This is a genomic window from Bacillus sp. Hm123, from assembly GCF_051842975.2.
In the GTDB taxonomy this organism is placed as follows: Bacteria; Bacillota; Bacilli; order Bacillales; family Domibacillaceae; genus Bacillus_CE.
Window position 1 is genome coordinate 2,530,637 of record NZ_CM200277.1, and the last position, 23,824, is coordinate 2,554,460.

Here is a 23,824-nt window from a genome sequence, read left to right on the forward strand (position 1 = left end):
TTACGGCTGCAAATGCCAATCGATTAAAATCTGTTCTAGCTGTTCTTTCGTTTCTTCCATTGTTCCATTATTGTTGATGACCACATCGGCTTGAGCAGCTTTATCACTGAGACTAAGCTGAGAAGCGATTCGAGATTTAGCTGTTGCTTCATCAAAATCATTGCGTGCCATTAACCTATGTAGTTGAGTATCTTCATTTACATACACAACAATCACTTTTTCAACCATCCATGTTAATTGGCTTTCAAATAATAAAGGAATATCCATAATGATCGTTTTCTTCCCTGCTTCGATGGCAGCTTCTTTTTCAGCAAGCATAAATTGACGGACAGCTGGATGCACGATGCTATTCAGCTTCTTCCGTTCCACTTCATTGTTAAAAATACGTTCCCCGAGCTTCAAACGATCAAGCGAGCCATCTTCTTGTAAGATGGCTTTTCCAAATGTCTCAATAATTTGCGTTAACGCTTGTTGACCAGGCTCAACTACAGCACGTGCCGCTACATCCGCATCCACGATCGCAAAGCCCTTTTCTTTCAACATTTGGCTCACGGTACTTTTGCCACTAGCGATTCCGCCCGTTAGCCCAATTATATTAGCCATTTACTTCCACCCTTCACATTTTAAACGTACCTAATATGATTAATAAAATGCCTGGTAAAAACGCCACATGTTGTATCCATTGTACGTTAGCAAATTTCCTTCCGCACCAGAGCCCACTCGTCACAAATAAGAAGTTCATTCCAGCGACAGAAGCAGCCAAAATGAAGGGAGAGAACCCTAGCAAAGCGGCTCCAATTCCAGCACCAAAGGAATCGAGCGATAACGCGAGTCCAAGCAGGACAGCTTCCATTCCCGAAATCGTTCCTGACTTATCGAGGTCAGCCGCTGCTGGACTTTTTAAAATTTGAATCACGATGCCGAGACGTTTCAATTCTAAGTAGACAAGAGGCTGATCTTCCAATTGATCTCCTTTATGATCCGCACGGAAAAATTGCCAAAGCACCCAAGCACCAAGGCCAATTAAAATAAATCCGCCAATTTGACTAGCTGTTTGCTCTGAAATGAATTGACTTAATATATGCCCCGTCATCATCGCCACAAGTAAAGACCCAGCTGAACAAAGAGACAAAACAATCGAAGACTTCATCGGAAGCTTCAACCGCTTCAGTCCATAAGCGAGTCCGGCACTAAAGCTATCTAAACTAACGGCGACAGCGAGCATATACAATGAAAGGTACGCATCCATCAAGCAGCTCCTCCCCTATCGAATGATTACGATAGTATATGAAGGAGCAATGAGAAGGTTCATTGAGGGAGGGGTTGACAGTTCGGACAAATATGCGTGCCACGCCCTGCTACTTTCATTTTTTCGATGGCCATCCCACACGTATGACAAGGCTCTCCTTTTTTACCATACACAAACAGCTGTTGCTGGAACATCCCCATCTGTCCTTGACTGTTGACGTAAGAGCGAATCGTACTTCCACCTTGATCAACCGCCTCCTTCAATGTGGCGACAATTTCTCGATGAAGTGTAACGATCTCATCCTCTACAAGCGAGCGGGCTGTTCGTTCTGGATGAATTCCTGCCCGAAATAACGCTTCATCGACATAAATATTACCAAGTCCAACAAATACTTTTTGGTCAAGCAACACCGCCTTGATCATTCGCTCTGTTTTATTCAGCTTCGACTTCACGTACGCTAAAGTAAATTCGTCGGAAAAAGGTTCAGGGCCTAGTTGCGAAAGCGGGAGTGCCATGCTCTCCTCCCCTTTCACGAACAAGTGCATCGTTCCAAATTTACGCACATCTCGATAACGCAATTGCGTTCCATCTGTGAATGTAAATAAAACGTGCGTGTGCGGCTCTTCTTCCTCGCCTTTTTCATGAAGGCGATACTTCCCTTCCATTCGCAAATGCGAAACGAGCGAATAATGATCGAGGATAAAAATTAGGAATTTCCCTCTTCTTAATACGTCGTGAATCGTTTCCCCGACAAGTGCATCTGCAAATTGCTCCGCCTGTTCGGGTTTTTTAATGATGTTTGCCCAGCGAACCTCCACTTCCTGAATCGTTTTTCCAACAACCAGTTGTGTGAGGGTGCGCCGGACCGTTTCTACCTCTGGAAGCTCCGGCAACTCATTTTCCTCCTTTTATTTCGCATCATACCAAGTGGCACCGTAAGAAAAGTCGACTTTGAGCGGAACTTCTAACAGAACAGCCTGCTCCATCACTTCCGGCACAAGTTTACTCATAATGTCGATCTCTTCTTTTGGCACTTCGAAAATTAATTCATCATGCACTTGTAAAAGCAATTTCGACTGTAACTGTTCTTTTTCTAATCGCTCAGCTACATCAATCATCGCTTTTTTAATAATGTCAGCGGCACTTCCTTGGATTGGCGTATTCATCGCTGTTCGTTCTCCAAAGCTGCGTAAGTTGAAGTTTCGGCTTGTAATTTCAGGAATATAACGTCTTCTGTGCAGCAACGTCGTAACATAGCCCTTTTCCTTCGCCTCACGAATAATGGCATCCATATATTCTTTCACGCCTGGATACGTCGTTAAATAACGTTCAATAAAGTCAGCCGCTTCTTTTCTCCTAATGCCCAAGTTTTGTGATAAACCATAATCACTAATGCCATACACAATCCCAAAGTTGACCGCTTTCGCTTGACGGCGCATATTGCTGTCAACTTCTTCTTTCGCCACATGGAACACATCCATCGCGGTCGCTGTATGAATATCTAATCCTTGACGAAAGGCTTCAATTAATTTTTCATCCTTAGCAATATGAGCGAGTACCCTTAGTTCAATTTGGGAATAATCCGCCGCAAAAATAACCGAGTCGCTGTTGGTCGGCACAAAGGCTTGACGAATTTTTCTTCCTTCTTCTAATCGAATCGGGATGTTTTGCAAATTCGGTTCTGTTGAACTGAGTCGACCTGTTTGCGTTAACGCTTGGTTAAAACGAGTATGAATTTTATTTGCGTCACTTACCACTTTCAGCAGGCCTTCAATATACGTCGATTGCAGCTTTCCGAGCTGACGATAATGAAGAATATGCTCTACCACTTCATGAGATGGGGCTAGCTTTTCTAACACATCAGCCGAAGTAGAATAGCCCGTTTTCGTTTTCTTAATCGGAGGTAAGCCTAGCTTTTCAAACAAAACGACACCGAGCTGCTTTGGTGAGTTAATGTTAAACTCTGTTCCGGCCAACTGATAAATCGTTTGTTCAATGACAGACAACTGATTTTTCAACTCTTCCCCCATTTGTTTCAAACGATCAACATCGACCTGTACCCCTTCTGATTCCATATCAGCTAAGATCAAAGCTAAAGGTAATTCCAGTTCATAAAATAGTTCGAGTTGCTGATTTCCTTCCAATCCCTGCAAACAAGTTTCTTTTAATTGTGCTAACGCTGCCGCTTTGGAAGCAATATGTTCAGCGTACACCTCTTCTTCAGGTAGCTTAAGCTTTGCCCCTTTGCCATACACTGCTTCATCGGACTGAATCGTTCCAAATCCATGCAATTTCGCTACTGCCGAAAAATCCTCTGGTGATTCCGATGGGTTAATTAAATAGGAAGCTAATAGTAAATCGAAATCAACTCCTCTTAGCTCAATCCCATAACGTCTTAAGCCGATCACCGTCCGCTTCGCATCAAACACCGATTTTTTCTGTTCTTCATTTTCGGCCCACGCTTTAAAATCCGGGGAAGCTAATGCGACTTCAGTAGGTATATAAGAGACTCCACCTTCCGTCGCTAGAGCAAATCCAGCGACCTCTGCATGATGATAGTTCTCCGTGATCATTTCCAAATAAAACGAAGACTGATCGCTAAACAATTGCTCCGTTACCTCGCTCACTTTCTCAAATTTCACAGTTTCATGAGCCGCCGCTTCATGAGCTGGCCGATCTAATTTATCAAGCAATGAATTAAAACCAAGGTCTTTGAACAGCTCATACACTTGATCATTGTCTGGCCCTTCATATTGTAAGCTATCTAATGAAACATCCATCGGTACTTCTCGCAAAATCGTCACTAGCTGCTTACTCATTAAAGCTAAGTCTTTATGCTCCTCTAGCTTTTCTTTTAGTTTCTTCCCGCTAACATCATCAATCGAGTCAAGCAACTGTTCAACAGATGTAAATTGTTTTAATAGCTTAATCGCTGTCTTCTCTCCCACGCCTGGCACCCCGGGAATATTATCGGAAGAATCGCCCATTAACCCTTTCATATCAATAATTTGTTCCGGCGTAAGGCCATACTTTTCTTGAATATGATCAGGTGTGTACACTTCGATATCTGTGATCCCTTTTCGAGTAATACAAACCGTCGTAGCCTCTGAGCTTAATTGAGTTAAATCTTTATCTCCAGAAAAAATTTTTACTTGGAACCCATCTTTTTCTGCCTGTAATGACAATGTACCGATAATGTCATCCGCTTCATAGTTCTCTAATTCAAAATATGGAATATGATAACTAGTTAATAGTTCGCGTAAATACGGGAATTGTTCTGATAGTTCAGGAGGAGTTTTTTGTCGTCCCCCTTTATATTCTTGATACGTTTCATGCCGAAACGTCGTTTTCCCCGCATCAAAAGCCACAAGTATATGAGTAGGCTGCTCTTCTTGTAAGATTTTCATTAACATCATCGTAAATCCATAAACTGCATTTGTATGTATTCCCTTATCATTGTTTAATAAAGGAAGAGCAAAAAACGCCCGATAGGCTACACTATTTCCATCAATTAAAACAATTTTTTTCTCCAACCTCGTCTCCTCCTTGTATAACAACATAAAAAGCCGCTATTTTCCTTCTTATTCTAACATGTCTAGAATAAAAAAAGAAAATAACGGCCTTGTATCATCCCACTATAAAAAAAGCGAGGGGCATAAAGCCCCTCCAAAGGACAGCTTTTGGATAAAGGGGGTTGATAGATTACATTATAGTCTCTATTTATAAAGCAGGTGTAAACTCTACATTAATATTTTGTAAATAAGGTGAAACTTCAATCATTCCCCTTCAACTTCAGGCTGCTTTTTCAACTTAACGATGAATGTAGTACCTTCATTTACTTTACTTTGCACAGAAATTTTGCCATCATGTGCTTCTAATATATGCTTAACAATCGCTAACCCTAGACCCGTTCCACCTGAATTACGGCTTCTTGCTTTATCTACACGATAAAATCTTTCAAAAATTCGCGGAACCTCTTCCGGTTCCATGCCAATACCATTATCAGATACTTGCACTTCAACGTAAGACCCTTGATCAAAAGTAGCTATATGAACAGCTCCTCCCTCTTGGGTATACAATATAGCATTGTTAATTAAATTAATAAACACTTGTTTCAAACGATACAAATCACCAAGGATTTCAAGATTTCTCTCCATATTTAACGTCAATGAAATCCGCTTATCTTGCATGCGATTTTCAAGAGTAGGAAGAATTTCTTCAATGACTTCATCCACTCGCACCGGCTTCAAATTTAACACGATTCCATTTTGTTCAATTTTAGATAAATCTAACAAATCCATCACTAGCGTTTGCATTCGTTCACTTTCTTTTAAAATAATATTTAAAAACATCGACAACGCTTCTGGATCACTCATCGCTCCGTCTAATAGCGTCTCAGTAAACCCTTTAATTGAAGTGATCGGTGTTTTTAATTCGTGAGAGACATTCGCAACAAAGTCTTTTCGCATCTGTTCTAACTTTTTTATTTCGGTAATATCGTGAAAGACAATTAATATGCCCTTCCACTCATCATTTGTTCCGATGATCGGCGCACCTGAAACTTCAAAATGCTTACGCTCAATGCCGAGAGGAAGCAAGATCTGCTTACGCACATTTTCCTCGGTCATAAACACTTCTTCAATGATCTCAATCACTTCTTTATATTGAATCGCTTCATAGTATCTTTTTTTAATTAATCGTTCATTTTTCACATGAAAGAACTTTTTAAACGATTTATTGACAACGATGATAAATCCACGATCATCAATGAGTAGCAAACCATTCTCCATATTTTCAATTAAAGTGGTTAGTCGGTTTTGGTGGACTTCCTGTGCTTGCGTCATTTCCTGAAGGTTTCGGGCAAGTATATTAATAGAAGTATTCAACATTCCGACTTCATTCGTCGGTGTATCATACGTTCTCGCACGGTAGTTTCCTTTTGCCAATTCGATCGCTACTTTCGTAACGGATTCGATTGGCTTTGTGTAGCGATTAGTAATTTTCATTCCTAATAAAACAATTAATAAAAGTGCCGCACCGATAGAAATGAGTAAGATCATCCAAATTTGCTTATACACATCCGTCAAATCATCCACTTTTGTGTTGAGGATCACTACCCCTTCCATCGCTCCTTCATCGTTATCAATTGTGCGCCAATGGAATTGCTCATCATATTTAATCGCTAACGCCTCTTGATAATTTTTCGGTGCTTCTAGATTAGCAATGCGCTGCACTAATTTCTGATACTCAGCCTTCTTGGTCGCATCATACATTTCGCTGTCAAAGAGCAAATCTCCAGAAGGATCTATAATAGAAACACGAACCTTTAACTGTTCACTCCAACCCTTCACTCGCTCCTCCGTCATTTGAGAAATGCCACCTTCTCGACTAATCTGCTCAGCTAAAAGAACCGTCTCTTTCTCTAAACGGTCATTTAACGTTTCTAAATTATACGTTTTAAACATCTCGCTTAAAACGAAACCTAGAGCGACGAGAACGAGAAACACAAGAAAAGTCAGCCCTAGTACTAATCGGGTGCGAAGCTTAATCATGAAGTTTTTGGCTCCTCAAGCTTATAGCCAAGCCCTCTGATTGTCTTTATGTACTGTGGCTTTCTCGTATTTTTTTCGATTTTTTCTCGCAAATGACTAATGTGGACATCAACAATTCGCGTATCTCCAGCAAAGTCGTATTTCCACACGGCACTCAACAGCTGATCCCGAGTCAACACCCGCCCTTTATTTTCCACTAAATAAAGCAGCAATTCAAATTCCTTCGGTGTCAATTCGAGCAAATCTTCTAGAAAATAAGCTTCATATTGATCTGGAAATATTCTTAACTCAGACACTTCAAAATAACGTTCTTCACTTTCAATGACCTCTTCTTCCTTCATTAAATGCTGAAGCCGACGTAAAATTGCTTTCACTCGCGCAAGCAACTCTCTAGGACTAAATGGCTTCGTCATATAGTCATCCGCCCCTAATTCTAGCCCGAGCACCTTATCAAATTCCTCATCCTTTGCTGTGAGCATCAAAATAGGTACGCTAATTTTTCTCTGTCTTAACTCCTTACATACTTCCATGCCATCCATACCTGGAAGCATCCAATCAAGGATCATTAAATCGGGACTTTCCTCTATTGCTTTCTCAAGCCCTTCCCGCCCATCAAAAGCAGTAAGTACTTGATAACCAGCTTGCTCCAAATTATATTTAATTAATGTGACGATGGATTGCTCATCATCAACAACTAAAATCGTCTTTGCCATGCCGTCCTCCTCAAATGAAATAGTAACTATTCCTAATCTATTATATATAATTTGTCTCATTTAAGAAAGAACAAGAAAAGCGATGCCCGCTGTCCACTCAAGAAAAAAAAGAGATGTCTCCATAAGCAAGACACCTCCTTCTCATTTATTTCAAAAATTAAGCAAGTACTTCCATTACGTTACGAACAGAGGCAGCGGATTTAGCAAGGGCTGCTTTCTCATCTTCTGTTAACTCTAGTTCGATGATTTGTTCGATACCGCCTTTACCGAGGATCGTTGGCACTCCAAGATAAATACCGTCAAACCCATATTCGCCTTCTAAGTAAGCGATAGAAGGAATGACGCGGCGTTGATCTTTCAAAATCGCTTCAGCCATTTCAACAAGGGCTGCTGCTGGAGCATAATAAGCGGAACCATTACCTAAAAGGGCTACAATTTCACCGCCACCTTTACGCGTACGCTCTACGATTGCATCTAAACGATCTTTTGGAATTAACGTTTCTAAAGGAATGCCTCCAGCGTAAGAGTAACGTACAAGTGGCACCATATCATCTCCATGGCCCCCTAGAACGAAGCCCGTCACATCTTTCACTGAAAGATTTAATTCTTGCGCTACAAATGTACGGAAACGAGCTGTATCTAGTACACCCGATTGTCCGATTACACGATTTTTAGGAAAGCCAGACTCTTTATAAACTGTATATGTCATTGCATCTACTGGATTTGTTAATACAAGGATGGTACAGTTTGGAGAATTTTTCACGATCTCTCCCGTGACAGCTTTCATTACTTTTTGGTTTGTTTGCACTAAGTCATCTCGGCTCATGCCTGGCTTACGAGCGATACCAGCAGTGATGATCACGATGTCGGAGTCTTTCGTATCTACGTAGTCAGAAGTACCAATGATGTTTGCATCAAAACCTTGAACTGGGCTTGCTTCAAGCATATCAAGCGCTTTTCCTTTTGTTGGGCCGTCTGCTTGCGGAATATCAACTAACACGACATCTCCAAGCTCTTTTTGAGCAAGTAAGAAAGCAGTTGTTGCACCAGTGAAACCTGCACCAATAACAGAGATCTTTTTACGTTGCAAACTCATTTTTAAGTGCCCCCTTAAAAATTATCAATATATAATGCTAAGACGACCGTTTAATAGGTCGTCTTAGTTCAATCATTGATTATAAATTTTTGATTAGCTCATCAGCAAATTCAGAAGTTTTAACTTCCGTTGCACCTTCCATTAGTCGAGCAAAGTCGTAAGTAACAACTTTAGAAGCAATTGTTTGCTCTACTGATTTTGTAATCATTTGAGCTGCTTCATTCCAACCTAAATGCTCAAGCAATAATACACCTGATAAAAGGACAGATGAAGGGTTTACTTTATCTAAACCTGCGTATTTAGGAGCTGTACCGTGAGTTGCTTCGAAAATAGCATGTCCAGTTTCATAGTTAATGTTTGCTCCAGGAGCGATACCGATACCGCCAACTTGAGCAGCAAGAGCGTCAGAGATATAGTCGCCATTCAAGTTCATTGTCGCAACGACATCAAACTCTTTCGGACGAGTTAAAATTTGTTGAAGGAAAATATCAGCGATTGAATCTTTTACGATGATTTTTCCAGCCGCTTCCGCATCCGCTTGTGCTTTGTTCGCCGCTTCTGCTCCTTGCTCTTCTTTAATTTGATCGTATTGTGCCCAAGTAAATACTTGATCACCAAATTCTTTTTCAGCTAGTTCATAGCCCCAATTTTTAAAAGCGCCTTCAGTGAACTTCATGATGTTCCCTTTATGTACTAAAGTAACAGATTTACGACCTTCTTTAATCGCATAGTTGATCGCTGAACGAACTAGACGGCTTGTCCCTTCTTTTGAAATCGGCTTAATTCCAAGACCTGATGTTTCAGGGAAACGAATTTTGTTCACGCCCATTTCATTTTGAAGGAATGCTAATAATTTCTTCACTTCGTCTGAACCTTCCGCGTACTCAATACCCGCGTAGATATCTTCTGTGTTCTCACGGAAAATAACCATGTCAGTATCTTCTGGACGCTTGATTGGTGAAGGAACACCATCGAAGTAGCGCACTGGACGAAGACATACAAATAAGTCCAGCTCTTGACGTAACGCTACGTTTAGTGAACGAATTCCACCGCCAATTGGAGTAGTTAAAGGGCCTTTAATTGCGATTAAGTATTCACGAATTAGGTCTAGCGTTTCTGCTGGAAGCCACTCACCAGTTTTATCGAAAGCTTTCTCTCCAGCATATACTTCTTTCCACTCGATTTTCTTTTCACCATTGTAAGCTTTTTCAACAGCTGCGTCTAATACACGAGAAGCTGCCGCCCAAATATCAGGACCAATTCCGTCCCCTTCGATAAATGGAATAATCGGATGATTTGGTACGTTTAACACACCATTTTGTACAGTAATTTTTTCGCCTTGAGTCATCTTACAATACCTCCAATTCCAGAATCAAAGGCTAGCAGCATAGAGCGTCTAACCTTTGTACTTACCTTTATATTACAACAATTTTTATTCATTTTGTAAATATCAGAATTATTAACGCTCGTTAATCGGCACAAATTTTTGCATATCTGGACCTGTGTACTCCGCACGAGGACGGATTAAACGGTTGTTAGAATACTGCTCTAAAATATGTGCTAACCAACCAGATACACGGCTAATAGCGAAAATTGGCGTAAATAAATCATGCTCAATTTTTAAACTGTGATACACAGACGCAGAATAAAAGTCTACGTTTGGCGGCAAACTTTTCTGAGATGTCACTAACTCTTCGATTTGCATAGACATTTCATACCATTGCGGTTCGCCAGTAATCTCTGTCAATTTTTTAGACATTTCGCGCAAATGCTTCGCACGAGGATCACCTTGACGATAGACGCGATGGCCAAAGCCCATAATTTTCTCTTTATTATTTAATTTGTTTAAGATATAAGGTTCTACGTTATCTACTGAACCAATTTCAGAAAGCATTTTCATTACTTGTTCATTCGCACCACCATGAAGAGGACCTTTCAACGCACTGATCGCTGCAGTCACACCAGAATACACATCTGATAGCGTCGCTACACAGACGCGAGCTGTAAATGTTGATGCGTTTAATTCATGATCCGCATGCAAGACAAGCGCTTTATCAAACGCTTCTACTTCGATTGGTGCTGGCTCTTTACCAGATAGCATATACAAGAAGTTTGCCGCTAACCCTAAATCTTTGCGCGGAGCAACTGGTTCTTGCCCTTGACGAATGCGCGCAAAAGCTGTTACGAGAGTAGAAATTTTCGCTTGAAGGCGAATGGCTTTTCGATAATTAGCCTCCTCTGTCATTACGTCTACTTCATCATCATATAAACCTAATAAAGAGACTGCAGTACGTAATGCTGCCATCGGATGGACCTTATCGATAGGATACATTTTGAAGTGGTTCAATACTTCTTGAGGAATATCATAGTTATCCGCTAATTGCTGCTTTAATTCATCCAGTTCAGCTTGTGCAGGAAGACGGCGGTGCCAAAGCAAATAAATAACTTCTTCAAAGCTCGCATTCTCTGCTAAGTCATCGATGTTATAGCCTGCATATGTAAGAGTATCATCAATAATCGAACTAACCGATGACGTTGTTGCAACTACTCCTTCTAATCCACGAGTTGTAGTCATAGTTTTTCTCTCCTTCGCCTTTAAATTTCCCCATATACCTTTTTTAAACCACCACACTATCGAGCGCTTGCTCAGTAACTACGAAGCAAAAGTCATTATAGAATTGGTAAAAGGTTGCGCTTTCATTTCCTATTATAAACAACTATCTATATTTTGTGAATCGAAAGCGTCGAAAAATAGTCAAAATTATTTTGCTTTACGAATAAAACTAAATAATTTTTCATGTTATACTGAAAAATTATTTAGTTACGTAATATTATACATTGAAAATACATAAATATCTATTGAAATATTTCAAATATTTTCATTGTTATATAGGCAATTCCCGCTCCGATGACCGGACCAACAGCGACGCCGTTAAATAACGCTACCGCGGCAATCGTTCCTAACACAAGAGCAGCTGTAATATGAGGGTCCTCCGCGAGTAAAACGATTCCTTGTTTTCCCAATAAGGCAACGGCCATTCCTGAAACAAGTGCAATCCAAGCATACGGCGATTTGAGTGCTTCTTGTAGCTCTTTAAACCCAATCTCACCTGTCGCAATCGGAGCTAACACAGCGATTGTAATGATCGTCACACCCCAATTAATTCCTTTTGATTGAAACATAGAAAAAAACTTTTCATCCATGCCGATGACTTTCATCACCAACAAAACGGAGACAGCGATTAAAAGCGATTGATTCTTGGCTATGGCGCTAATAAACAACAGCAATAATAAAAATAAATAAGACTGTAACATAAGTATTCCTTCCTCCTCCTTCTCCTTCTAAGCTTTATTCTTTTCTTCAAGCAACCAAACCGTTACAATAAGTACAAACATTTGCTTATTAACGGAGGTATGTGAATGAATCCGGTCAACAGGGATCGACTTGTCAGATTTTTCATTGTCATTGTATCCACTGTCTTACTATTTCTTGCTTTATATTATACCGCAAAAGTAACGTATCCTTTTATTATAGGATTTGCGATCGCATTTTTAATGAAACCGTTTATCCGCTTCTTAGAAAACAAAGCGAAATTTCCGCGCCCTGCAGCTGTTGTAACGTCAATCATTACTATGATTGCACTGTTTGCAGGAATTATTACACTATTAATTGCTGAAATTGTTGCTGGTGCTAATTATTTCGCCGAAGTAGTGCCAGGGCATATTGATACAATGGTGAAATATTTCGAAGGGGTATTTGCTTCTCAAATCATCCCTTTTTATGAACGAATATCCGGCATGTTCCGAACATTAGGGACCGATCAGCAAGAAACCATTTTAGCCAATATCAAAAATGCTAGTGAAACATTTGCTTCTACTGCGGGAGACTTTTTGCAAAACTTCTTTTTGAAGTTACCTAACTTAATCTCTTGGATTCCTAATTTTGCGACGGTGATTATTTTCTCTTTTCTTGCTGCTTTCTTCATCAGCAAAGATTGGGAGCGACTGCAACAGCATTTCTCTACCTTTTTACCAAATAAAGCGTCCTTCAGCATCATTCGAGTATTTTCCTCCCTGAAACAAGCACTGTTTGGCTACGTAAAAGCAACGATGACACTCGTTTCCATCACGACAGTCACCGTGTTAATCGGCTTTCTCATATTGAAAGTCAACTACGCGATCACACTCGCTTTAATTGCCGGGCTTGTTGATGTCCTTCCTTACTTAGGAACAGGGGCTATATTTGTTCCTTGGATTATTTATGAATTCATTGCAGGAGATTCCGGCCTTGCTATCGGGCTCACGATTCTGTATACGATCGTTGTCGTTCAGCGTCAAATTATTGAGCCGAAAGTTTTGTCATCTAGCATCGGCTTAGATCCCCTTGCCACCTTAGTCGCTTTATTCATCGGTTTTAAGCTTTTCGGCTTTTTCGGACTAATTTTAGGTCCTGTGACATTGGTGATTCTCAACTCACTGCGAAGCGCTGGTGTATTTTCTGACCTTTGGCAATATATTATGGGGAAAGACACTCCAACACCGCAAAAATAAAACGTCAGCATAAGCGCTGACGTTCTTTTTTATTTCATAATAATGATATTGCTACCGCCTTGGAATAAACGACGAAATATTTTGTACAAAAGTGGCTTGAAATATTTCCTCGTAGCCGGGAATAGCAATAAAAAGCCCGTTGTATCTGTTATAAAGCCAGGAGTCAATAACAACAGACCTCCCACTAGTATACAAACACCGTCTAAGACCGCATCGCCCATATACTGACCCGTTTGCATGTCCGCTTTCAACTTTTCAATCGTTTGCAATCCTTGCTTCTTGGCTAAATACGCCCCTAAAAAGCCGGTTGCTAAAATAAGTGAAATCGTTAGCCAAATACCTAATGTTTTCCCAAAATACATCAATAAACCAAGTTCTAAGGCTGGAATAATAATGAAAAATGGAATAATCGCTCTCATAGAATGATTCTCCTTTATCATATTCAAGTATGAATTTCATTATATCATCCAACCTCAAAATAGAGAAAAAAACCGCTTATAATACGTTCGCGTGACCATTGTAAATAATTCCGCGTGCCGCATCGACTGTAATTTCTTGTCCATCATTTAACACGGAAACAGCCTTTTCCACACCGACAATTACCGGGATTCCTAAATTGATCCCAACGACTGCCGCATGACTAGTTAAGCCACCTTCTTCAGTAATGACAGCCGCACACTTTTCAATCACCTGTACCATCTCTTTATCTGTACCAAGTGTCACTAAAATAGAGCCTTCTTCTACTTTTTCAAGAGCTTCAGCAGCGTTTTTCGCAACGACTACTTTGCCATAAGCAGATTTGCGACCGATTCCTTGTCCTTTCATGAGAACGTCGCCAACGATGTGGATTTTCATTAAGTTCGTTGTACCAGATTCACCTACAGGAACACCAGCTGTGATTACGATTAAATCGCCATGTTCAACAAGACCGGTCGTCAAGCTTTGCTGTACCGCCAGCTCAAGCATGTCATCCGTTGTTTTCACAGTTGGCCCGATCTTTGAAAACACTCCCCAAACGAGCGAAAGACTTCGAGAAATGCGTTCATTCGAAGTAACTGCGACAATTGGTGCTTTCGAGCGGTAACGTGAAATCATTCGTGCCGTATGACCGCTTTCAGTCGGTGTTACAATTGCCTTCACATCGAGATTATTTGACGTATGAGCAACCGATTGTCCAATCGCATCTGTCATTGTACGACGGTTACTTAATTTGCTACGGCTAGTCAAAATATCTGAATAATTAAGCGCCGTTTCTGTCCGATCAGCGATGTTATGCATCGTTTTTACCGCTTCGACTGGATACATTCCGGCCGCTGTTTCTCCTGACAACATAATCGCATCTGTTCCGTCGAAAATCGCATTCGCTACGTCGCTTGCTTCCGCACGTGTCGGGCGAGGGTTACGTTGCATCGAATCAAGCATTTGTGTCGCTGTAATGACTGGTTTTCCAAGCACATTACATTTTAAAATTAAATTTTTCTGCACAAGCGGCACTTCTTCTGCCGGAATTTCTACTCCTAAATCCCCACGTGCGACCATCAAGCCATCGGATACTTCAAGAATGCTATCGATGTTATCTACACCTTCTTGATTCTCGATTTTTGGAATGATTTGAATATGATCCGCACCATGCTTTTCAAGCAACTCACGAATTTCTAACACATCGGATGGGCGACGAACGAAAGAAGCCGCGATAAAATCGATGTCTTGGCGAATACCAAATTCAATATCTTCCGCATCTTTTTCCGTAATTCCAGGAAGATTGACAGATACCCCTGGCACGTTCACACCTTTTTTATTTTTTAATGTCCCGCTATTTAATACCTTTGTTTGAATTTCATTTTTATGCGGATCAATCCCAACAACTTCTAAAGCAATTAATCCATCATCTAATAAAATTTTGCTGCCATTCGTTACATCATTGATTAGCCCACTATACGTCACAGAGAACTTCTCCGGCGTACCGAGAACTTCCGTCATAGAAACGATAGCATCGTTACCTGCTACCAATTCAATCGAATCATTTTCCATGTTATGTGTTCGGATTTCCGGACCTTTCGTATCTAACAAAATACCTACCGACTTCCCAGTCAGCTCTGCCGCTTTTCGAATCGTTTGAATGCGTAATGCATGCTCCTCATGGTTTCCGTGAGAGAAGTTTAATCGAGCGACATTCATCCCTGCTTCCATTAAATTTGTTAGCATGTCTAAGCTTTCACTTGCCGGACCAATCGTACACACAATTTTTGTCTTTCTCATTTTTGTATCCTCCTAAAGTTAGGTGTTCCTTAAATGGATAATTCCTTAGATAAACGATAAATATCTAAATCGAGTTGATGAGGCATCGCTAATGCTTCACTAATATCGTAGTCGACTAAGCGATTTTTCTCAATCCCCACTGTTCGCCCACCTTTTCCTTCGATGAGCAATTCTACCGCTCTAGCGCCAAGACGGCTTGCCAGCATGCGGTCTACAGCGGTCGGAGATCCTCCTCGTTGCATATGACCGAGAACTGATACCCGCGTATCAAATTGAGTCTCTTCTTCCAGCCTCTTCGCAAACTCATTTCCACTCATCACACCTTCAGCAACGATAATAATACTATGTCTCTTTCCACGCTCATGACCTTTCAGTAAACGCTCTTTAATGGAGTCCATATCAAATGGATCTTCCGGAATCAAAATCGTTTCTGCTCCTGCTGATAGTCCAGCCCAAAGCGCTAAATCACCGGCATTTCGTCCCATTACTTCTACCACAAAAGTGCGCTCATGTGAACTCGCCGTGTCCCTAATTTTATCAATGACGTCAATCACTGTATTTAATGCGGTATCAAAGCCGATCGTAAAGTCCGTTCCTGGAATATCATTATCGATCGTGCCAGGCACGCCAACACAAGGGAAACCAAGCTCCGTTAGTGCTTTCGCTCCCCGATAAGATCCATCCCCGCCAATTACAATCAGCCCTTCAATATCGAGCGCTTGTAATTGCTGTAGCCCTTTCATCTGCCCTTCTTTTGTCACGAATTCTGGGCATCTTGCTGAACGAAGCATCGTACCACCACGATGAATAATATCGCCGACCGATCCAACTTCTAACTTTTGGATCTGACCTGTCATTAAACCTTGGTATCCTTGATAAATACCGTACACTTCTACGCCTTGATAAATCGCTTTCCGAACAACCGCACGTACAGCGGCATTCATACCTGGTGCATCACCACCGCTCGTTAACACTCCGATACGCTTCACATTGATCACCTCATAACGATTTTTATGTAATTGTCATATAAAAGTTCTCTTGTCTATTTTAAAATAACAGAAAGGTCTGACCTTCACAATGGTGAACGATAGCTTTACAAATAAATAATAAAGTTTTGCAATTGGAAACGTTTTCTTTTTTAAAAAAGAACTAAAAAAAGAACAAGCCTTGTATAGGTAGCTTGTTCTCTTTCACTCTATTCTTGCAAATAGGCACCGATTTTTTTATATTTTTCATAGCGCTTTTCTAGAAGTTCTTCAGGTGATTGTTTTAATAAATCCGCTAAAGCTTCTTTTAGTGTAGCATCGATAAATTCAGCTTGCTGCTTAACGTCACGATGAGCGCCTCCACTTGCTTCTGGAATAATGCCATCAATCACCCCTAGCTCTTTTAAATCGCCAGCGGTAATCTTCATTGTCTCAGCTGCTCGCTTCGCTTGAGTCGCATCTTTCCATAATAAAGCAGCAGCTCCTTCTGGCGAAATAACGGAATAAGTAGAATTTTCAAGCATAAATAAACGATCACCTACACCAAGAGCTAATGCTCCACCACTTCCACCTTCTCCGATGACGATACAAATGACAGGAACGTCCATGCCCGCCATTTCAAATAAATTTTTGGCGATCGCTTCACTTTGTCCACGTTCTTCTGCTGCTTTCCCAGGATAAGCACCTTTCGTATCAATTAAACAGATGATCGGGCGTTTAAATTTCACCGCTTGATTCATGAGACGAAGTGCTTTACGGTAACCTTCCGGATGCGGCATCCCGAATGTACGGCGAATGTTTTCCTTCGTGCCACGACCGCGCTGATGACCAATTACGGTAACTGGAAGCCCGCGATATTTCGCCACTCCACCGACAATCGCAGCATCATCACCAAATAAACGATCCCCATGCAACTCCATAAAATCAGTAAACAAATGATCAATATAATCAAGCGTCGTCGGTCGTTCTGGATGACGTGCCATTTGAACGCGATCCCATGGTCTCATGCTTTCATAAATATCTTTCTCTAGCTTGCGTAGCCGATCCTCAAGCTTTTCAATTTCCTCTGTCAAGTCAACATCTGACGTAGAGGTGAATTCTTTCAGCTCAGCAATCTTTTCCTTCAACTCCAACACCGGCTTTTCAAATTCTAATCCTATCATGCCAGTTCACCACCCGGTTGATGTATATCTAATAATAGGCCGATTTTCTCCTTCATTTCATGACGATGTAGCACTGCATCTAGCTGACCATGCTTTAATAGAAACTCAGCCGTTTGAAAATCCTCTGGAAGTTCTTCACGGATCGTTTGTTCAATAATACGTCGTCCAGCAAAACCGATGAGCGCACCAGGTTCTGCAAAATTGTAATCTCCTAATGAAGCAAAGCTTGCCGATACACCACCCGTTGTTGGATGTGTCATGATCGAAATAATTAATCCACCCTGATCGCTAAAGCGCTTTAGCGCGACGCTCGTTTTCGCCATTTGCATTAACGACAACACGCCTTCTTGCATTCTAGCTCCTCCAGAAGCGGTAAAAATAATGAATGGTACATGAAGACGACCAGCTTCTTCAATCGCTCTCGTAATTTTCTCACCAACGACCGATCCCATACTTCCCATGCGGAAATTTGAATCCATAATCGCTACGACAACATCATTTCCATCGACTTGACCTGTCCCAGTCAAAATCGCTTCGTTCAGCTTCGTTTTTTCACGGTCTTTCTCGACTTTCTCCATATAGTCTGGAAAATCAAGTGGATTAGTGGAGCGTAAGTTTTCATCTAACTCTTTAAACGTTCCCTCATCAATGAAAATATCTCGGCGCTCAAAAGCATTCATTCCATAATGATAGTCACATTGCAGGCAAACATGCATATTCTGCTTTAATTCCTTCGTATACATAATTTTCTTACACTTAGGGCACTTTTGCATTATCCCTTCAGGAACATCTTGCTTGCTCGCTGCAGAAGGAATCGTCGCATACTTTTTCTTCTTCGGCTTTTGCTTTTGAAATAAGTCTTTAATCAACATGTTTCCTCCCCCTGTAAAGGTTTTCAACTCGTTTAGTTGAGACTTCTAATGTATTAGATGTTTGTTAACTAAGCTGCTTGTATGCTTCAAATACCGCTTGCATATTTTTCGTTTTTAATTGTTCGAGTAAGTGAAAAAAACGAGGCTTATTATGAACCATTCGGTCTACCGAATAAAATGAAGCCACGTAATCGGAAATAATCGTCCAAATCTTGCTCAATAATTCATTTTCGCTCAATGCCATTATAGAAGAAAAGAAATCCTCTTCCGTGTAATCGAGCGCCTTCATTTCCTCTGCAATAACCGACAGTTCTTCTTCTAGATGGCAACGTTGGATCACAAACGATAAACAACCGAACTCGATTATTTCCTTCGTTCGGATAACACCTTGCTTCTTCTCATCATTTTGTAAAATAAACGTGCTCAGAAGTTCAAGCAACTGATGATCGCGAAAATCGCGGAGAAAGGTTCCTTCTCCGCGCCTCGTTTCGATCAGCCCAAGCAGTTCAAGGGCTCTAAGTGCTTCCCGGACAGAAGACCGAGCAACAGATAAACGCTCAGATAGTTCTCTTTCAGACGGAAGCTTATCACCTGGAAGCAAGCCGTCTTCCAAAATGATGTGTCGAATTTGTTCGACTACCTTTTCGAATTTAGAATGAGAACGAGCGATTTCCACCTTGTTATTCTCCTTTTCCAATCATCGACAATTGAACTGTCCGCTCTCTAATTTCTTCTGGATCAGCTTTCAAACGAGCAACTCCTGTTTCCATTGCCGCCTTCGCTACTGCTGCTGCCACTGCTGGTGCTACTCTTGGATCAAACGGACCTGGGATAACACAATCAGCGTTTAATTCTGATTCAGGAATTAAATTAGCAATCGCTTCTACCGCTGCTTGCTTCATCTTTTCATTAATATGAGTAGCGCGTACATCAAGCGCTCCACGGAAAATACCTGGAAAAGCTAGCACGTTATTAACTTGGTTTGGAAAATCAGAACGTCCAGTTCCAACCACTTTCGCTCCTGCTGCTTTCGCTTCATCTGGCATAATTTCAGGTATTGGGTTCGCCATCGCAAAAATAATTGGATCGGCATTCATTGTTTGAACCATTTCCTTTGTTAATGCCCCTGCTACAGATACGCCAATAAAGACGTCTGCCTCTTTGATAATATCCTCTAAAGTACCTTCTTCACGGCTCCTATTTGTATATTTAGCTACTTCTTCCTTGACAGGATTCATGCCTTCAGGACGCCCTTCGTAAATCGCACCACGAGAGTCACACATAATAATATTATTTACACCATAGCTAACTAACAATTTAATAATCGCAATCCCTGCTGCTCCTGCACCGTTAGCAACTACTTTAATATCAGTCATTTTTTTACCTGTCAGTTTCAACGCATTGACTAAGCCCGCCACTGTTACAATAGCTGTCCCGTGTTGATCATCATGAAACACAGGAATATTCGCTTCCTTCTTCAAGCGCTCCTCAATTTCAAAGCAGTTAGGCGCCGCAATATCCTCTAGATTAACTCCACCAAATGTTGGCTCCATTAACTTCACAGTTTCAACAATTTTATCTACGTCCGTTGTATTTAAGCAGATCGGAAAAGCATCAACGCCTGCAAAGCTTTTAAATAAAACCGCTTTTCCTTCCATTACCGGCATAGCTGCTTCTGGACCGATATCTCCTAGTCCTAGCACAGCTGTTCCATCAGACACAACAGCTACAGTATTACCTTTTATTGTATAATCATAAACCATTTCTGGTTTTTCGTAAATTTCTTTACAAGGCTCCGCAACACCAGGTGAATAAGCCAAGCTTAAATCCTTCGCATTTTTCACCTCTACTTTAATGCCTGTAGACAATTTTCCTTGGTTGACTTTATGCATATGTAATGCTTCTTCTCTAATTGACATTTAACACCACTCCCTAATCTAAACAATCCACTCTTTATTTCTTAAGTGGTCAGACCACATTTTCGTCTATTACAACACAATAAACTATGAAAAGAAGGTTGTAAAGTATTATTGTTTCTTCAACACCACATGACCTTTTCCAACAATCTTCTCTAACTCTACCATTAACCGCTCTGACGGCTTAATCCAACTCTTCTCTTTTAACTTCACCGTTTGATGAGTTCGTTCATAATGTAGCACAACGGGGGTCAGTCCTTGAAATTGCTGAAAAACACGATGAACATCCTCAAGAATTAAATGTTCATCTGGCGTATGAGGAATCTTAACATACAACACTTTATTTCTTTCTTCCTGCAATAATTGTAGTTCTTCTGCTGTTTGGACGTGCTTCACCACTAGTTGTTTTCGCCCATTTCGCTCCTCTACATCTCCTTTTAATAAGAAAATCATACCATCCTGTACTAAAGTGGACACTTGCCGATAAATAGCTGGAAAGAGGACTCCTTCGATCTCTCCACTCTCATCAGATAATTGCACAAAGGCCATATTCTCTCCTTTCTTCGTACGAATTACCCTCACTTCATTCATAAATATACCAACCGCTACTTGACGGCGCCCTGGCAACAATTGGGCAAGTTGAACACTTCCGAACGCCTTAAATATTGGCTGATATGGCTTTGTCGGATGAGCAGATACATATACACCTAGCACTTCTTTCTCGAACGTTAGCTTCTCTTGAATCGACATCGGCTTAGCCTCACCGTATTTTGGCTTTGGAAAAAAGTCCGTATCATTAAATAAACCAAGTCCTTCATCTTCTGGTCCGACAAGCTCTACATGATCGATCGCGACATCAAGACTTGCTAACAACACCGCACGATCTTGACCGAACTCATCGAATGCTCCTGAAAAAATGAGCGATTCGATCGCTTTTCTATTCACAATTTTCAAAGGTACTCTGAGGCAAAAATCAAACAAATCAATAAAAGGCCCCTTTTCTCTCGCCGACAAAATGGCTTTCAGCACACTCGCTCCGATTCCACGAATAGCCGCTAAACTATGACGAACACCACTCTTTTCTGCTTTAAAAGGAAAATGACTTTTATTAATCGAAGGCGGAAGCACTTGCACACCGATCGCTTTCGCTTCACTCACATACTGTTTGATTTTTTCTTCATTGCCAATCGCAGCTGTTAAAAGCGCCGCCATAAAATTAATCGGATAATGAGCTTTTAAATAAGCTAACTGATAAGCAATGAAACTATAAGCTACCGCATGGCTGCGATTAAATCCATAGTTAGCAAATTGCACGATTAGATGATACACCTCGTCTGCGGTTGCTTCGCTATAACCCTTTTGACGTGCACCTTGCACAAAATGGTTTCGCTCCGCATCCAACACATCCCTTTTCTTTTTACTGACGGCTCTTCTTAATAAATCGGCTTCTCCTAATGAAAACCCTGCAAGCTTTGAGGCAATTTGCATAATTTGCTCTTGATAAATTAACACACCATAGGTCGGTTCTAAAATCTCCTTTATATCCGGATGCGGATACTCAACTGGTTTTCGACCATGCTTGCGATCGATGTAAGCAGGGATGTTCTCCATCGGTCCTGGTCGATAAAGCGCATTTACTGCCACAATATCTTCAAAGTGACTCGGCTGCAAACGCATAAGCACCTTCCGCATACCTTCTGATTCTAGTTGAAAGACGCCCGTCGTTCGCCCTTCCCCTAATAGCTGAAAGGTTTGACGGTCTTGTAAAGGTATATTCTTCAAATTCAACTTTTTTCCTTCTGAATAATAAATAGATTCTAAAATCCGCTCTAAAATCGTTAAATTTCGCAAGCCAAGCAAGTCGATTTTTAATAAGCCTAATTGTTCTAATATATCCATCGGGAACTGAGTAAGAAACGTTTGTTCATGCCCTTCTTGAATCGCAATCAGATCCGTTAGCGGCTGCTCGGTAATCACCATTCCTGCTGCATGAGTCGATGTATGGCGCGGAAGCCCTTCTAACGTTAACGCTGTTTTATATAGCTTTTCATTATTGGAGGAGGCTCCGACCCACGCCCGAAACTTCTCCGACTCTTCATATACTTGCTGTAACTTAATACCAAGACGTGTTGGGATCATTTTAGACAGCTGTTCAAGCTCTTTCGTTGAAAAACCGAACGTTCTTGCCACATCACGCATGACCGCCTTAGCGGATAACGTACCGAACGTAATAATTTGGGCTGCATGGAGCGAGCCATATGTTTGGGAAATATATTGAATTACTTCATCGCGACGATGGTCCGGAAAATCTAAATCGATATCCGGCATCGACACACGCTCCGGGTTCAAAAATCGTTCAAATAACAATCCGTATTCAAGCGGATCTACCGTTGTAATATGGAGGACATAGGCAACGAGCGAACCCGCCGCTGATCCTCGCCCTGGCCCCGTTAAAATATGCTGCTCTCTAGCAAACTTCATAAAATCCCAAACAATCAAGAAATAATCGCTAAACCCCATGCGCTCAATGATGTTTAATTCATAAAACAATCGTTCCCTATACTCTGGCTGATGAGCTAAGTCCGCTTCTTCTAACCCTTTCAGACATAACTCCTGCAAAAACACTCCGGCAGACTTGCCTTCTGTATGTGGAAAACGAGGTAGCAACGGGCGACCGAAAGAGATTTCTACTTCGCAAGCGGCGGCAATTTCATTCGTTCGTTGCAACGCTTCTGGTACGTCGGCAAATAATTCATTCATGTCTTGTTGTGAAGTGAAATAGGCTCTTTGCTGATCGTCTATCATTTGATCGACTAACAGTTCTCCATCACGAATCGCCTCTAAGCATTGCAAAGCAAACGCCTCATCTTTTTCAATATATGCCACTTGATGAGTCACGATGAGCGGAATCGAAAGCTTCTCACTTAACACTTTCATCCCTTCATTCACTAGCTCCTCTTCTTGCTTACCGTGCCGCTGCAGCGATAAAAAAAAGTGACCTGGTTCAAATACCTCGTTGAAAAACTGGGCAACTTCTTCCGCCTTTGACGAATCTTTTAGCAGCAAGCCTTCAATTTCTCCTTCTGCACCTGGGGTAAAAGCAAATAAACCAGCAGAATAGCCTTTGAGCCATTTAACCGGAATACCGTCTTTTGCCTTCGTTTGAATCACACTTGAGATTTTTAACAAATGGTGATACCCAGTATTATTCTTTGCTAGTAGCACAAGCGGATAGGAGATATCATCGGCAAACTCGCTCTTCACATCAACCGTTAAGCCAATTAACGGCTTGATCCCTGCTTCTTTACACGCCTGATAAAACGGGATCACTCCATACATGACGTTACGATCAGTAATTGCTAACGCTTTATAGTCAAGTTGTTTTGCTTTCATCATCAGTTTATCGATAGAAACCGTGCTTGAAAGCAAGCTATAACCTGTCTGAATTTGTAAATGTGTGAACATTT

At 41.1% G+C, this 23,824-nt stretch carries 19 protein-coding genes; 1 reads left to right on the plus strand and 18 read right to left on the minus strand.

What is annotated here, in order from left to right:
* From coaE to ACSVDJ_RS13265, 10 genes are all read right to left on the minus strand, one after another.
* Complete coding sequence (gene coaE, locus ACSVDJ_RS13220; protein ID WP_439169889.1) at nt 1-603, minus strand: dephospho-CoA kinase; 603 nt, start codon at nt 601-603, stop codon at nt 1-3.
* A gap of 13 nt (nt 604-616) precedes the next feature.
* A complete protein-coding gene (ytaF, locus tag ACSVDJ_RS13225; RefSeq protein ID WP_439169888.1) occupies nt 617-1,249 on the minus strand; it encodes a sporulation membrane protein YtaF in 633 nt (210 codons plus the stop codon).
* A gap of 59 nt (nt 1,250-1,308) precedes the next feature.
* Nucleotides 1,309-2,142 carry a DNA-formamidopyrimidine glycosylase gene (mutM, locus tag ACSVDJ_RS13230; protein ID WP_439169887.1) on the minus strand — a complete coding sequence of 278 codons (834 nt, stop codon included), beginning with the start codon at nt 2,140-2,142 and terminating at the stop codon, nt 1,309-1,311.
* A gap of 15 nt (nt 2,143-2,157) precedes the next feature.
* Nucleotides 2,158-4,782, minus strand: coding sequence for a DNA polymerase I (gene polA / locus ACSVDJ_RS13235; RefSeq protein ID WP_439169886.1), 2,625 nt, complete (start codon nt 4,780-4,782; stop codon nt 2,158-2,160).
* Nucleotides 4,783-5,025: 243 nt separating this feature from the next.
* Nucleotides 5,026-6,801, minus strand: coding sequence for a two-component system histidine kinase PnpS (pnpS, locus tag ACSVDJ_RS13240; protein ID WP_439169885.1), 1,776 nt, complete (start codon nt 6,799-6,801; stop codon nt 5,026-5,028).
* Complete coding sequence (locus ACSVDJ_RS13245; RefSeq protein ID WP_439169884.1) at nt 6,798-7,514, minus strand: response regulator transcription factor; 717 nt, start codon at nt 7,512-7,514, stop codon at nt 6,798-6,800. The genes pnpS and ACSVDJ_RS13245 overlap by 4 nt, the downstream gene beginning before the upstream one ends.
* 157 nt (nt 7,515-7,671) lie before the next feature.
* Nucleotides 7,672-8,610, minus strand: a complete 939-nt coding sequence (gene mdh / locus ACSVDJ_RS13250) for a malate dehydrogenase (protein ID WP_439169883.1) — start codon at nt 8,608-8,610, stop codon at nt 7,672-7,674.
* A gap of 79 nt (nt 8,611-8,689) precedes the next feature.
* Nucleotides 8,690-9,958: an NADP-dependent isocitrate dehydrogenase gene (icd, locus tag ACSVDJ_RS13255; protein ID WP_439169882.1), complete on the minus strand. Its 1,269-nt coding sequence runs from the start codon at nt 9,956-9,958 to the stop codon at nt 8,690-8,692.
* Nucleotides 9,959-10,069: 111 nt separating this feature from the next.
* Complete coding sequence (gene citZ / locus ACSVDJ_RS13260) at nt 10,070-11,185, minus strand: citrate synthase (protein ID WP_439169881.1); 1,116 nt, start codon at nt 11,183-11,185, stop codon at nt 10,070-10,072.
* Nucleotides 11,186-11,466: 281 nt separating this feature from the next.
* The gene (locus tag ACSVDJ_RS13265; protein ID WP_439169880.1) at nt 11,467-11,925 is read right to left on the minus strand and encodes a DUF441 domain-containing protein; all 459 of its coding nucleotides are present in this window, start codon (nt 11,923-11,925) and stop codon (nt 11,467-11,469) included.
* A 105-nt stretch (nt 11,926-12,030) separates the two neighbouring features.
* Between ACSVDJ_RS13265 and ytvI the strand changes: the two genes are divergently transcribed.
* A complete protein-coding gene (gene ytvI, locus ACSVDJ_RS13270) occupies nt 12,031-13,161 on the plus strand; it encodes a sporulation integral membrane protein YtvI (RefSeq protein ID WP_439169879.1) in 1,131 nt (376 codons plus the stop codon).
* A 29-nt stretch (nt 13,162-13,190) separates the two neighbouring features.
* On the opposite strand, the gene ACSVDJ_RS13275 is transcribed toward ytvI, so the two are convergent.
* From ACSVDJ_RS13275 to dnaE, 8 genes are all read right to left on the minus strand, one after another.
* On the minus strand, nt 13,191-13,580 hold the full coding sequence (locus ACSVDJ_RS13275) for an FxsA family protein (protein ID WP_439169878.1): 390 nt from the start codon (nt 13,578-13,580) through the stop codon (nt 13,191-13,193).
* A 76-nt stretch (nt 13,581-13,656) separates the two neighbouring features.
* Complete coding sequence (gene pyk / locus ACSVDJ_RS13280; RefSeq protein WP_439169877.1) at nt 13,657-15,420, minus strand: pyruvate kinase; 1,764 nt, start codon at nt 15,418-15,420, stop codon at nt 13,657-13,659.
* A 29-nt stretch (nt 15,421-15,449) separates the two neighbouring features.
* Nucleotides 15,450-16,409, minus strand: coding sequence for a 6-phosphofructokinase (gene pfkA / locus ACSVDJ_RS13285; RefSeq protein WP_439169876.1), 960 nt, complete (start codon nt 16,407-16,409; stop codon nt 15,450-15,452).
* 206 nt (nt 16,410-16,615) lie between these two features.
* Nucleotides 16,616-17,569, minus strand: coding sequence for an acetyl-CoA carboxylase carboxyl transferase subunit alpha (gene accA, locus ACSVDJ_RS13290; protein WP_439169875.1), 954 nt, complete (start codon nt 17,567-17,569; stop codon nt 16,616-16,618).
* Nucleotides 17,566-18,438, minus strand: a complete 873-nt coding sequence (gene accD / locus ACSVDJ_RS13295) for an acetyl-CoA carboxylase, carboxyltransferase subunit beta (protein ID WP_439170035.1) — start codon at nt 18,436-18,438, stop codon at nt 17,566-17,568. Before accD ends, accA begins: the two co-directional genes overlap by 4 nt.
* 67 nt (nt 18,439-18,505) lie before the next feature.
* Nucleotides 18,506-19,117, minus strand: a complete 612-nt coding sequence (locus ACSVDJ_RS13300; protein WP_439169874.1) for a FadR/GntR family transcriptional regulator — start codon at nt 19,115-19,117, stop codon at nt 18,506-18,508.
* 4 nt (nt 19,118-19,121) lie between these two features.
* On the minus strand, nt 19,122-20,360 hold the full coding sequence (gene ystJ, locus ACSVDJ_RS13305; RefSeq protein WP_439169873.1) for an NADP-dependent malic enzyme: 1,239 nt from the start codon (nt 20,358-20,360) through the stop codon (nt 19,122-19,124).
* A gap of 108 nt (nt 20,361-20,468) precedes the next feature.
* Nucleotides 20,469-23,822: a DNA polymerase III subunit alpha gene (gene dnaE, locus ACSVDJ_RS13310; RefSeq protein ID WP_439169872.1), complete on the minus strand. Its 3,354-nt coding sequence runs from the start codon at nt 23,820-23,822 to the stop codon at nt 20,469-20,471.
* Nucleotides 23,823-23,824 lie beyond the last annotated feature (2 nt).

What these genes read in the sequence shown, in the direction of transcription:
- coaE (WP_439169889.1), bottom strand. Translation starts at nt 603, where the DNA reads ATGGCTAATATAATTGGGCTAACGGGCGGAATCGCTAGTGGCAAAAGT.
- ytaF (WP_439169888.1), bottom strand. Translation starts at nt 1,249, where the DNA reads ATGGATGCGTACCTTTCATTGTATATGCTCGCTGTCGCCGTTAGTTTA.
- pnpS (WP_439169885.1), bottom strand. Translation starts at nt 6,801, where the DNA reads ATGATTAAGCTTCGCACCCGATTAGTACTAGGGCTGACTTTTCTTGTG.
- ACSVDJ_RS13245 (WP_439169884.1), bottom strand. Translation starts at nt 7,514, where the DNA reads ATGGCAAAGACGATTTTAGTTGTTGATGATGAGCAATCCATCGTCACA.
- mdh (WP_439169883.1), bottom strand. Translation starts at nt 8,610, where the DNA reads ATGAGTTTGCAACGTAAAAAGATCTCTGTTATTGGTGCAGGTTTCACT.
- icd (WP_439169882.1), bottom strand. Translation starts at nt 9,958, where the DNA reads ATGACTCAAGGCGAAAAAATTACTGTACAAAATGGTGTGTTAAACGTA.
- citZ (WP_439169881.1), bottom strand. Translation starts at nt 11,185, where the DNA reads ATGACTACAACTCGTGGATTAGAAGGAGTAGTTGCAACAACGTCATCG.
- ACSVDJ_RS13265 (WP_439169880.1), bottom strand. Translation starts at nt 11,925, where the DNA reads ATGTTACAGTCTTATTTATTTTTATTATTGCTGTTGTTTATTAGCGCC.
- ytvI (WP_439169879.1), top strand. Translation starts at nt 12,031, where the DNA reads ATGAATCCGGTCAACAGGGATCGACTTGTCAGATTTTTCATTGTCATT.
- ACSVDJ_RS13275 (WP_439169878.1), bottom strand. Translation starts at nt 13,580, where the DNA reads ATGAGAGCGATTATTCCATTTTTCATTATTATTCCAGCCTTAGAACTT.
- pyk (WP_439169877.1), bottom strand. Translation starts at nt 15,420, where the DNA reads ATGAGAAAGACAAAAATTGTGTGTACGATTGGTCCGGCAAGTGAAAGC.
- accA (WP_439169875.1), bottom strand. Translation starts at nt 17,569, where the DNA reads ATGATAGGATTAGAATTTGAAAAGCCGGTGTTGGAGTTGAAGGAAAAG.
- ystJ (WP_439169873.1), bottom strand. Translation starts at nt 20,360, where the DNA reads ATGTCAATTAGAGAAGAAGCATTACATATGCATAAAGTCAACCAAGGA.
- dnaE (WP_439169872.1), bottom strand. Translation starts at nt 23,822, where the DNA reads ATGTTCACACATTTACAAATTCAGACAGGTTATAGCTTGCTTTCAAGC.